Genomic DNA, 9,453 nt, shown 5'->3' with positions numbered 1-9,453 from the left:
CCCGCGCGCGCCCGCGCGCGGGCGGGCCCGCGGCGCCGCCCCGGCGCGGGGGGGCGCGCGCCGCGGGGGCGGGCCCCCGCGCCCGCCCCACGACCCCGATCCTCCGCAGCACGACCGACCCCGGAATGGACCCCAGGACCCCCCATGGACGATGACCTCTTCGACCTCACCGCCCCGTGGGCGGAGCAACTCAACGCCAACACCAGCGAGTTGGACGCGGCAGGCGAGTTCCCCCACGACAAGTGGAAGGCCCTGCGGGAGACCGGACTCCTGCGGGTGCACTTCGCGCCCGAGTTCGGTGGCGCCGGGCACAGCCTCACCCGGACGATGCGGGCCCTGGAGGGACTGGGCCACACCTCCCGGGACGCGGGCCTGTCCTTCTCCGCCTCGACCCAGATCGTGTCCGTCGGCGTGCCCCTGCAACGGTTCGCGACCCAGGAGTTGAAGGAGAAGTACCTCCCGCGGATCATGTCCGGTGAGCTGATCACCGCCCACGCGATCACCGAGAGCTCCGGTGGCTCGGACGCCATGAACCTGGCCAGCGTCGCCCGCCGCGACGGGGACCACTACGTGGTCAGCGGCGACAAGATGTTCATCACCAACGCCCCGGTCGCCGACCTGTTCCTGCTCTACGTCCGCACCGGGAAGCCCGGCCCCTTCGGCCTCACCACCCTGCTCGTCGAGGCCGGCACCCCCGGCCTGACCGTGGGCCCCGCGATGGACAAGATCGGCCTGCGCACCAGCCCGATCGGCACGCTCTCCTTCGACGAGCTGCGCGTCCCGGTCTCCCAGCGGGTCGGGCAGGAGGGCTCCGGCTTCCGGGTCCTGGACTACGTGATGAAGCGCGAGGTGCTCTTCGGCTTCTCCATCACCCTGGGCGAGATGACCCGGCGGGTGGAGGAGACCATCGCCTTCGCCAAGGAGCGCCGCCAGTTCGGCCGGCCGATCAGCTCCTACCAGGGCATCTCCCACAAGATCGCGGACATGAAGATCCGGGTGGAGACGGCCCGCAAGTGGCTCGCCGACACCGGCGCCAAGGTCGAGCGGAACGAGGACGCCGCGTTCGACCTCGCGGCCACCAAGACGGTGGTCTCCGAGGCCAACGTGCAGACCGCGCTCGACGCGGTGCAGATCCACGGCGGCCGCGGCGTGCTGACCGAGTTCGGCGTCGAGCGCGACCTGCGCAACTCGATCGCCGGAACGATCTACTCCGGTACCTCCGAGATCCAGCGCAACCGGATCGCCATGCTGGCTGGACTCTGACCGACGGGAATCCCGACATGACCGACACACTGGACCACCTCACCCGCTCCACCGAGTTCCTCGACCACGAGAGCGACGCGGTGCAGGCCTTCGTCGACCACGCCGTCCGGGACCGTTCGGCGGACCGGCGCACCAACGCGATCGAGCTGTACTACGCGGTGCGCGACGGCGTCGACTACGAGGTCTACGGCGCCCCGCTCTCCCGGGAGGGCCTGCGGGCCTCCACCACCGCCACCACCAAGTCCGGGTTCTGCCTGCACAAGGCCGCGCTGTACGCGGCCGGGGTGCGCGCCCTGGGCATCCCCTCCCGGCTGGTCTACGGCGACGTGCGCAACCACCTGGCCTCGCCCCGCCTGCTGTCCCACATCGGCGGCGACGTGTTCTTCCACTCGCTCGCCCAGGTGTACCTGGACGGCAAGTGGATCAAGGTCACCCCGGTGTTCAACAAGCTGCTCTGCAAGCTCTACGGCATGCGCGCCCTGGAGTTCGACGGCGTCAACGACAGCCTCCACCACCCCCACGACGGCGGCGGCGCGATGGAGTTCCTGACCGACCACGGCAGCTTCGACGACCTCCCCTACGAGTTCGTCATCGAGACCATGCGCCGCAAGCACCCCAAGTTCCTCGACACCACGGGCACCGGCACCGTCCACGGCGGCCGCCTCGCCGAAGAGTCCACCCTCACCCGGTAGGAGAACCCCCATGACCAGCACCCCGCCGCCCGTCGACGGATGGGACGCCTCGACCCGGATCGGCGTGGTCGTGCCGCACGCCGACGTCGGCCCGGAGGCCGAACTGCAGGCCGTGGCCCCCGCCTCCGTCTCCGTCCACGGATCGCGCGTGCACTTCGCCGCCATGCGCGCGGGCGGCGAGATGGACGAGAAGATCCCGTACGACCCGATCCTGTCTTTCGTCCAGGCCCCGTACCTGGACCAGGCCGTCGAACTGCTCGCGGCCTCCCCGCTGCACGCCCTGACGCTCGGGTTCACCTCCTCCAGCTACGCGTTGAAGGCCCAGGGCGAACGGGAGTTGTACGAGCGACTGCTGCCCGTCACCCGGGGGCTGCCGATCACCGGCACCACCAAGGCCGCCCGGGCCGCGTTCGACGCCCTGGGCGCCCGCCGGATCGCGCTGGTGAACCCGCCGTGGTTCACCGACTCGCTCTCCGGCCAAGGAGCCGACTACTTCCGCGAGTTCGGCTACGAGGTGGTCCACCACGCCCCCTGCGGACTGCCGTCGAACCAGAAGGCCATCACGCCGGAGAACCTGTCGGCCTGGATCCGCGGCACGGTGGCGGAGCACCGGCCGGACGCCGTCCTGGTGGCCGGCAACGGCATCCGGGCGGTGGGCACCATCAAGCCGCTGGAGGAGGAGCTCGGGTTCAACGTCGTCACCGCGAACCAGGTGATCCTCTGGCACGCCCTCCACCTGGCCGGCGCCGCCGGGACCGCTCAGGAGATCACCGACTACGGACAGCTGTTCACCACGACCCCGAAGGACGGCCACGCGTGAGCCTGTTGGACGCACAGGCCTACGAGGCCGTCTTCGGGACGCCGGAGGGCGACACCTACCGCATCCCGCTGGTCTGCTGGCGGGAGGACGGCGACCACCTGTTCGGCGTGGTCCTGGTCAAGGGGCACCTGCGGCGCACGGACCAGCTGTCGGACTTCCTGCGGTACGACCGCCGCAACGGCTCGCGCGGGGACGAGGCGCCCGCGACGACCTTCGACCCGGCGACGGCGGACGGTCGGGTGGACGACTCGTACGTGCCCGCCATTCGGTGACGTCCGCCCATTCCGCGGCGTCCGCCATTCGGTGCCGCCCGTCCGTCGGCCGGCGGCGCCCGCGGAGGGTGCGGTCATTTGTGAAGTCCCGGTGAGATAACGGGACCCGGCGCTCCGCTTTTCCCGGCCGCCCGGCCGGTGCTCGACCCGCTTATCGCAATTCGCTATTCGGTCAATGCCTATTCGCCGCCGATCGGAATGGATCCTCCCGCCGCCCGTCGGGCCGCCGCGCACCCGGCGGTTTTCCCGGGCACTCCGGATCCACCGCACCCCGGGCCTCCCTGCCCCGGGGTGCGGTGCCGTACTCGGCCTCACGCAACCTCCCGAGGACCGTCACGCCCCCGCCCGGCCACGCTTCCGCCACGTCTCGGCCACGCTCCGGCCACGCTTCCACCACGCCCCGGTTCCCGGTGGCGCGGAGGGGATCGCCGCAGGTCGAGCCAGGTGAACGCGAGTTCGACGATACGTCAGGACGCCGCCGGGACCGGGGTATGCTTGCCGCGTCGTCACGGGGGCTGGTGCACGAACGAGCCGGAGGGGCCATGCAGCTCACACGAAGTCCCTGGGGCGTCCAACGGTCCGCGGCCGCACCCGTCGCGCGGTACCGGCGCGCGCCGCAGTGCTGAGGCAGGCCCGCGCGGAACAGACCCGCTCCGCCCTGATCGACGCCGCCGCCGGACAGTTCGCCCGGCACGGCTACGCCGGCGCCACCCTGGCGCGGATCAGCCAGTCCGCCGGGGTCACCTCGGGCGCGCTGACCTTCCACTTCCTGACCAAGGAGGACCTCGCGCAGGAGGTGCTCAGGGCGGGGGCGGCCGCGACCTCCTCGGCGCTGGACGAGGTCCAGCAGCTCACGACGCCCGGGCTGGCCGCGGTCAGCCGGCTCACCCAGCTGCTGGCGGCCTTCCTCCAGCAGGACGTCCGGGCCCACGCGGCGATGCGGCTCGCGCACGAGTGCCCCGGTTCGCAGGGCGCCTGGGAACAGGCCTGGCGGCCCGCCCTGCTGCACGCGCTGGAACTGGCCCGGGCGGGCGGCACCACCGACGCGGAGCTCGCCGACATCGAACTGCTGGTCGCCTACCTGCTGGCCGGCGCCGAGGCGCAGCTGCGCTCCGGCCGCCCGGTCAGCGTCGTCGAGCACGAGCTCGGCCGACTGTGGCGGCGGGCCGGGGCGGGCTTCGGCGCCCGGCCGGAGGACGGCCCCGACCCCTGCGAGCACGACCGGACGCCCGCCCCGCCGCGGTTGCGCGCCCCGTCCCGGGGCGACGCGGCCCGCAATGAGGGGTGACCGGGCGGTAGACGTACGGCGACCGCGGGCACACCCGGCGGCACGCCCCTGACCTGCGGGGCCGATGTCCCGCAGGGCGTGCCGTGCCCGGATCCGCGGGGGCGATTCCATTTCCCGCGCGGACCGCCGACCCCGGCCGCCCCTTCCCCGGGCCGGGCGCGGGCGATTCGCGCCAGGGCTTTGTATCGAGTTGGCGAAGTGGCGACCGGAAGTCCTTTACCCGAGAAAAAAATAGTGCTCATTCTTTAGTGTGGGTGGATCTGTGTGAAAGCCGCAGCCGCAACACGGGAGGGGTAGCTATGAGGGGATGGGACTCCGTCACCCAGTTCACGGACCAGCTGTTCGGCCACTTGCGCCGAGCTGACCAGCGCAAGTGGGCCCACACCTACGTCAACGGCCTCCTCAGCACGCCCGGGAAGAAGTCCATCCGCCGGCTGGCGGCCGTGTCGAGCGACTCCCCGACCGCTTCGCAGGCCCTGCACCAGTTCGTCAACGAGAGCCCCTGGGAGTGGGATCCGGTCTGCGACCAGCTCCGGCAGTGGGTCGAGGACCGGGCCCGGCCCAAGGCCTGGACGATCGCCCCCGTGGTGCTGCCCAAGCGCGGTGAGAAGTCCTGCGGGGTGCACCGCCGCTTCATCCCGCACACCGGACGGACCGTCAACTGCCAGATCGGCATGGCGGTCTTCATGTCGACGGAGGCGGGGGAGTTCCCCGTGGGCTGGTGCCTGTTCCTGCCGGAGACGTGGGCCGCCCAGGGGCCGCTCCGCGAGCAGGCCCGGATCCCGCACACCGCCACCGCCTCGTGCGAGGGCCAACTCCTCAACCTGATCGACCAGATGGCGCAGACCTCGCAGTACGACCCGGTCCCGGTGGTGGTCGACCTGGACGGCTACCTGGACTCGCGCCGGCTCGTCGAGGGACTGACCCGGCGCGGGCTGGACTTCGCGGTCGCGATCCCGGACAGCTTCCCGCTGGCCCCGCTGGAGCACCAGGCCTCCGGCTCCCGCCGGCCGGTGGCCGCGGCGGCCCGGACGGTGAGCGAGCGGTGCCCAGAGGTGCGCTCCGGGGTCTGCAGAGCGGGCTGGGCGTCCGTGCGCGACGGCCTGGTGCAGGTCCCCGGCGCCGTCGCGGCCGACCAGAGACCGCAGCCGTTCCGGCTCTTCACCCAGCCCGACGAGGACGCGACGGGTGCGGGGCAGCTCTGGCTCACCAGCATGGTGCACCGGCCGGTCGACGAGCTGCTGGAGTACGCGGAACGGCACGCCGCGACCGGGGAGACCGTCGAGCTGCTCGAACGGCGGTTCGGGCTGAGGGACTTCGAGGGCCGCTCGTTCCCGGGGTGGCACCACCACATGGCCCTGGTCTCGGCCGCCTTCACCTACAGCCGCCTGGCGGCCGACCTCGGCATGCGGGCCTTCCGCCCCGGCCCGGGCGCCGGAACCGACGGTCTGGCGAGGCCGCCGCTCGTGCCCTGCTCCCGGTGGGTCCGGGAAGCCTCCCTGGGGTACCCCGTAGCAGTCTGAGCCGTCGCTTCGGGCGCGCCGCCGACCCCTCCCGGCACGCCCGACGCGCTCGGCGCGGGGTCGACGATGCCCCAATTGTCGTGCCGGCATGAGCTGATGAGCATGGGTCAGGCGAAGTTCTTCACCGCCGGCGATTGACAGCAAGATGTATGTTCATGCAAGCTCTACCTGTCCGCCTGAGGTTCTCACGGGCAAAAACAACATGTACATACAAGCAACTACCTGGGGACTCCATGCCTGATCCCACGGCACCCACCGTCGACACCGCGACCGCGGTCTGAGCGGGGGAGCAGCGTTGCGTTATTCCGAACTCTCCGAGAGCGAGCTGACCGAGTACGCCCGCGAGGCGGTACGGATCAGCCGCGAGCACGTCGCCAAGGGCGGCATCCCGTTCTCCGGTGTGGTGATCAACAGCGGCCGGATCCTCGGCACCGGTGTCAACCGGGTGCGCGAGGACAACGACCCCACCGCGCACGCCGAGGTCACCGCACTGCGGGCGGCCGCCGCCAAGTACGGACTGCACGCCACCGCCGGATCCACCCTGATCGCCTCCGGCGAGCCCTGCGCCCTGTGCTACATGGCGTCGCTGTACTTCAGCGTCAGCCACATCGTCAACGTGGTCGACCGCAAGACGGCCGCGCGGTACGGCTTCGACTACACCAGCTCGTACTCGATCTTCGCCGAGGACCCGGAGACCTGGCCGATCAAGGTCACCTCGATCCAGATCCCGGAAGGCACGGCGCCGTTCGAGGACTTCCTCACCATGGAGCGGGGGCGGCCGTGAGCGGAACGGCAACCGGCAGGATCGGCATCAAGGTCTGGTCGGACTACGTCTGTCCCTTCTGCATGCTGGCCGAGGGCCCGCTGCACGAGGCCACCCGCGACCTCGACGTCGACATCGAGTGGATGCCGTTCGAGCTGCGGCCCCACCCCACCCCGACGCTGCGCCCGGAGGACGACTACCTGCCGGCGATCTGGGACCGCGCCGTCTACCCGATGGCCCGCCGCCTCGGCGTGGACATCACCCTCCCGACGGTCTCGCCGCAGCCCTACACCCGGCTGGCCTTCGAGGGCTACCGGTACGCGGCCGAGCACGGCCGGGCCGCGGAGTACACCCCCCGGGTGCTGCGGGCCTTCTTCCAGGAGAACCGGGACATCGGCGAGGTGGCCGTCCTCGCCGACATCGCCGCCGAACTCGGCCTGGACAGCGCCGACTTCGCCGAGGCACTGACCTCCGGCCGGTACACCGAGGCGCACCGGGCGGCGCTGCGGGACGCGGAGGCCAACCGGGTCTCCGTCGCGCCCACGATCATCATCGACGGACGCCACCGCATCGAGGGCGTGCCCTCCGTCGCCCAGATCCGCAAGGCCGTGCTCGACGCCCAGGCCGAGCAGGAGGCCCTCGGGGGCGCCGCTCCCGCCTGCGGGATCGACGGCTGCTGAACCGGCCCTGACGCCCGGCTCCCCGCCTTCCCCCCGCGTTCCCCGCATTCCCCCCGCGTTCCCCCCTGCCTTCCCGCGTTCCCCCGCTTCCCCTGATCTACCGCTTCCCCCTGTTCCCCCGTCTTCTCCCCGCTCCACCTCTCCCCGTCAACGCCGACCTCCCAAGAACGAAAGGACCAGCCATGCAGTGGTTCTACCTCGCGATCGCGGACATCTTCGAGATCGCCGTCGCCATCGCGGCCGGCAAGGCCGAAGGCTTCAAGAACCGTACGTGGACCGCCGTGACCCTGATCACCGGCGCCCTCGGCACCTTCTTCCTCAGCAAGGCACTGCTGACCTTCGACGTCGGTGTCGGCTACGCGATCTGGACCTCCGTCGCCGGCGTCGGCATCACCCTCCTCGGCGCCCTGCTCTTCGGCCAGCGCCTGAACTGGCGCAAGGCCGTCGGCATCGCCGTCATCATCGCCGGCGTCGTCGGCCTCCAGCTCAGCGGCGCTGCCTGATCCTCCCGCCCCCACCCGGCTCCACCTCCCGAAAGGACCCGTGCACATGTCCGACACCGGCCGCAACTCGGTCAACCCGTGGATCATGCTCCTGCTCGCCGGCGGCTTCGAAGTCGGCTACGCGCTCGCCGTCGGTGGAAGCCACGGCTTCACCCGGCTGACCTGGTCACTGGTCGCCGTCGTCTTCTTCCTGCTGACCCTCTGGGCCCTGAGCGCCGCGCTGCGCACCATCGACGTCAGCATCGGCTACGCCGTCTGGGCCGGCATCGGGTCGGTCGGCGCGGCCCTGCTGGGGCCCGTCGTCTTCGACGAGAGCCTCACCCCGGCCAAGGCCGTGTGGCTGGCCGTGATCATCGCCGGCGTGGTCTGGCTCAAGCTCGCCGACCGGCCGCAGAATTCCGCCGAGACCGCCGCCGCGCCGCGTGAGGTCCAGACCGCGGACGCGTGACGGGCGCGCCGCCCCGGTGCGGGAAGCCGCCGCGCCGCTCGTGAGGCGCACCCCGGCCCGGTCCCGACCGGATGGGGTGCGGAGCGGCCGGGGTGTGGTTCAGGGCCTCCTGGTGGCCGGTCGGATGTCGGAATCCGATCGGACGGCCAGGAGGCCCTTCTCGCGTTCCTCGTGCCGGGGGGCCGGTGTCAGAACAGCGAGGGGTACATCCCGGCCGTGGCGCCGCCCAGGAGCGGCACCGTCAGCACCAGCCATCCGCGGGTGCTGCGGGTCGGCACGCCCCGCTGCCCGACCATCAGCGCCACGGCCATTCCGGCCGTGGCGGGCAGCAGCACGCCGAGCATCGCCAGCGAGAGCAGGTCGGGAACCTCATGCCGGGTCACCGCCCATCCTGCCCCCAGGCCCAGGGCCGCTGCCGACAGCAGTTCCCTTGTGGGCGCGAGCAGTTCGTGCCGTGCCCGGGTCGCGCCCGCCATGCGGGTACGGTGGCGCACCGCGAGGAGCATCCATCCCGCCCCGACGAGGACGAGGGCGGTCTCCGCCACGAGAACGATCTGTGCCAGGTGCATGGAGCCCTCCTATTCGTCTTCGTCCCGTACCGCGGAGGCGCGGCGCCGCTGCCGCCGTCCGCCGAACCGTCCCGCGAGGCCTTCGTCCGTGACCACGGCCTCGGGGATCCGTTCGCGCGGGCGGCCGTCCGGGGGCAGGAGCCCGAGCCGCCGGCCGGTGCCGGGTGCGAGTACTTTCCGGACTACGGTGACGAAGGGGCGGTCCGGCTGGCGGTGCACCGGTACTGCTTCCTCGGTGACCGGCTGGTCGAGGACACCGTGATCCCCACCGACATCCCCGTCCCGAGAGGCCCCGGATCGTGATACGCGTGCTGCTCGTCGACGACCAGGACCTGGTCCGGGCCGGCATCAGGCTCGTGCTCGGGTGCGCGGACGACCTGGACGTGGTGGCGCAGGCCCGCGACGGCGACGAGGCGGTCCGGCTGGCCACCCGGATCCCGGTCGACGTGGCGCTGCTCGACATCAGGATGCCGGGCGCGGACGGCCTGACGGCGGCCGAACGGATCGCCGAGCTGGCCCCCGCGGTGAAGGTCGTCATTGGGGAAGACAGAAGGGTGGTGTGGGAAAAAAACCCGGCGCGCCCGGGGGGGGAGGCGGGGGTGGAGGGAAAAAAGAGCACCCCCCACAGGAGA

General features: G+C 71.8%; 13 protein-coding genes. 12 read left to right on the top strand and 1 reads right to left on the bottom strand.

Annotated elements, in window-relative coordinates:
- The first annotated feature begins 144 nt into the window (after positions 1-144).
- The 10 genes from ACFWXO_RS21825 (at position 145) to ACFWXO_RS21780 (ending at position 8,252) form a co-directional block, all read left to right on the top strand.
- Positions 145-1,263 carry an acyl-CoA dehydrogenase family protein gene (locus tag ACFWXO_RS21825; RefSeq protein ID WP_380525429.1) on the top strand — a complete coding sequence of 373 codons (1,119 nt, stop codon included), beginning with the start codon at positions 145-147 and terminating at the stop codon, positions 1,261-1,263.
- Between the two features lie 17 nt (positions 1,264-1,280).
- Positions 1,281-1,955 (top strand): transglutaminase family protein, encoded by a 675-nt coding sequence (locus ACFWXO_RS21820; RefSeq protein ID WP_380525428.1) that lies wholly within the window; start codon positions 1,281-1,283, stop codon positions 1,953-1,955.
- A gap of 10 nt (positions 1,956-1,965) precedes the next feature.
- Positions 1,966-2,775: a maleate cis-trans isomerase gene (locus tag ACFWXO_RS21815; protein WP_380525427.1), complete on the top strand. Its 810-nt coding sequence runs from the start codon at positions 1,966-1,968 to the stop codon at positions 2,773-2,775.
- Positions 2,772-3,047 carry a DUF6253 family protein gene (locus ACFWXO_RS21810; protein ID WP_375894897.1) on the top strand — a complete coding sequence of 92 codons (276 nt, stop codon included), beginning with the start codon at positions 2,772-2,774 and terminating at the stop codon, positions 3,045-3,047. The genes ACFWXO_RS21815 and ACFWXO_RS21810 overlap by 4 nt, the downstream gene beginning before the upstream one ends.
- 619 nt (positions 3,048-3,666) lie before the next feature.
- On the top strand, positions 3,667-4,335 hold the full coding sequence (locus tag ACFWXO_RS21805; RefSeq protein WP_375894894.1) for a TetR family transcriptional regulator: 669 nt from the start codon (positions 3,667-3,669) through the stop codon (positions 4,333-4,335).
- A 299-nt stretch (positions 4,336-4,634) separates the two neighbouring features.
- Positions 4,635-5,858, top strand: coding sequence for an IS701 family transposase (locus tag ACFWXO_RS21800; protein ID WP_380398723.1), 1,224 nt, complete (start codon positions 4,635-4,637; stop codon positions 5,856-5,858).
- A gap of 295 nt (positions 5,859-6,153) precedes the next feature.
- The gene (locus ACFWXO_RS21795; RefSeq protein ID WP_375894890.1) at positions 6,154-6,642 is read left to right on the top strand and encodes a nucleoside deaminase; all 489 of its coding nucleotides are present in this window, start codon (positions 6,154-6,156) and stop codon (positions 6,640-6,642) included.
- Positions 6,639-7,301: a DsbA family protein gene (locus ACFWXO_RS21790; protein ID WP_380525426.1), complete on the top strand. Its 663-nt coding sequence runs from the start codon at positions 6,639-6,641 to the stop codon at positions 7,299-7,301. Before ACFWXO_RS21795 ends, ACFWXO_RS21790 begins: the two co-directional genes overlap by 4 nt.
- A 182-nt stretch (positions 7,302-7,483) precedes the next feature.
- Entirely contained in the window at positions 7,484-7,804 is a 321-nt protein-coding gene (locus ACFWXO_RS21785; RefSeq protein ID WP_360235350.1) for an SMR family transporter, read from the top strand.
- A 46-nt stretch (positions 7,805-7,850) separates the two neighbouring features.
- Positions 7,851-8,252 carry a DMT family transporter gene (locus ACFWXO_RS21780; protein WP_380525425.1) on the top strand — a complete coding sequence of 134 codons (402 nt, stop codon included), beginning with the start codon at positions 7,851-7,853 and terminating at the stop codon, positions 8,250-8,252.
- Between the two features lie 188 nt (positions 8,253-8,440).
- On the opposite strand, the gene ACFWXO_RS21775 is transcribed toward ACFWXO_RS21780, so the two are convergent.
- Positions 8,441-8,821 (bottom strand): hypothetical protein, encoded by a 381-nt coding sequence (locus tag ACFWXO_RS21775; protein ID WP_380525424.1) that lies wholly within the window; start codon positions 8,819-8,821, stop codon positions 8,441-8,443.
- Between ACFWXO_RS21775 and ACFWXO_RS21770 the strand changes: the two genes are divergently transcribed.
- Positions 8,816-9,124, top strand: coding sequence for a hypothetical protein (locus ACFWXO_RS21770; RefSeq protein ID WP_380525423.1), 309 nt, complete (start codon positions 8,816-8,818; stop codon positions 9,122-9,124). The two genes, ACFWXO_RS21775 and ACFWXO_RS21770, sit on opposite strands and share 6 nt — an antisense overlap.
- A gap of 5 nt (positions 9,125-9,129) precedes the next feature.
- Positions 9,130-9,453 (top strand): response regulator transcription factor (locus ACFWXO_RS21765; protein WP_380525422.1); only part of this gene is annotated, 324 nt, incomplete at its 3' end.

This window comes from Kitasatospora sp. NPDC059088, assembly GCF_042738155.1.
Lineage (GTDB): Bacteria > Actinomycetota > Actinomycetes > Streptomycetales > Streptomycetaceae > Kitasatospora.
This window is presented reverse-complemented; position numbering and strand designations above follow the sequence as displayed.

What these genes read in the sequence shown, in the direction of transcription:
- ACFWXO_RS21825 (WP_380525429.1), top strand. Translation starts at nt 145, where the DNA reads ATGGACGATGACCTCTTCGACCTCACCGCCCCGTGGGCGGAGCAACTC.
- ACFWXO_RS21820 (WP_380525428.1), top strand. Translation starts at nt 1,281, where the DNA reads ATGACCGACACACTGGACCACCTCACCCGCTCCACCGAGTTCCTCGAC.
- ACFWXO_RS21815 (WP_380525427.1), top strand. Translation starts at nt 1,966, where the DNA reads ATGACCAGCACCCCGCCGCCCGTCGACGGATGGGACGCCTCGACCCGG.
- ACFWXO_RS21800 (WP_380398723.1), top strand. Translation starts at nt 4,635, where the DNA reads ATGAGGGGATGGGACTCCGTCACCCAGTTCACGGACCAGCTGTTCGGC.
- ACFWXO_RS21785 (WP_360235350.1), top strand. Translation starts at nt 7,484, where the DNA reads ATGCAGTGGTTCTACCTCGCGATCGCGGACATCTTCGAGATCGCCGTC.
- ACFWXO_RS21780 (WP_380525425.1), top strand. Translation starts at nt 7,851, where the DNA reads ATGTCCGACACCGGCCGCAACTCGGTCAACCCGTGGATCATGCTCCTG.
- ACFWXO_RS21775 (WP_380525424.1), bottom strand. Translation starts at nt 8,821, where the DNA reads ATGCACCTGGCACAGATCGTTCTCGTGGCGGAGACCGCCCTCGTCCTC.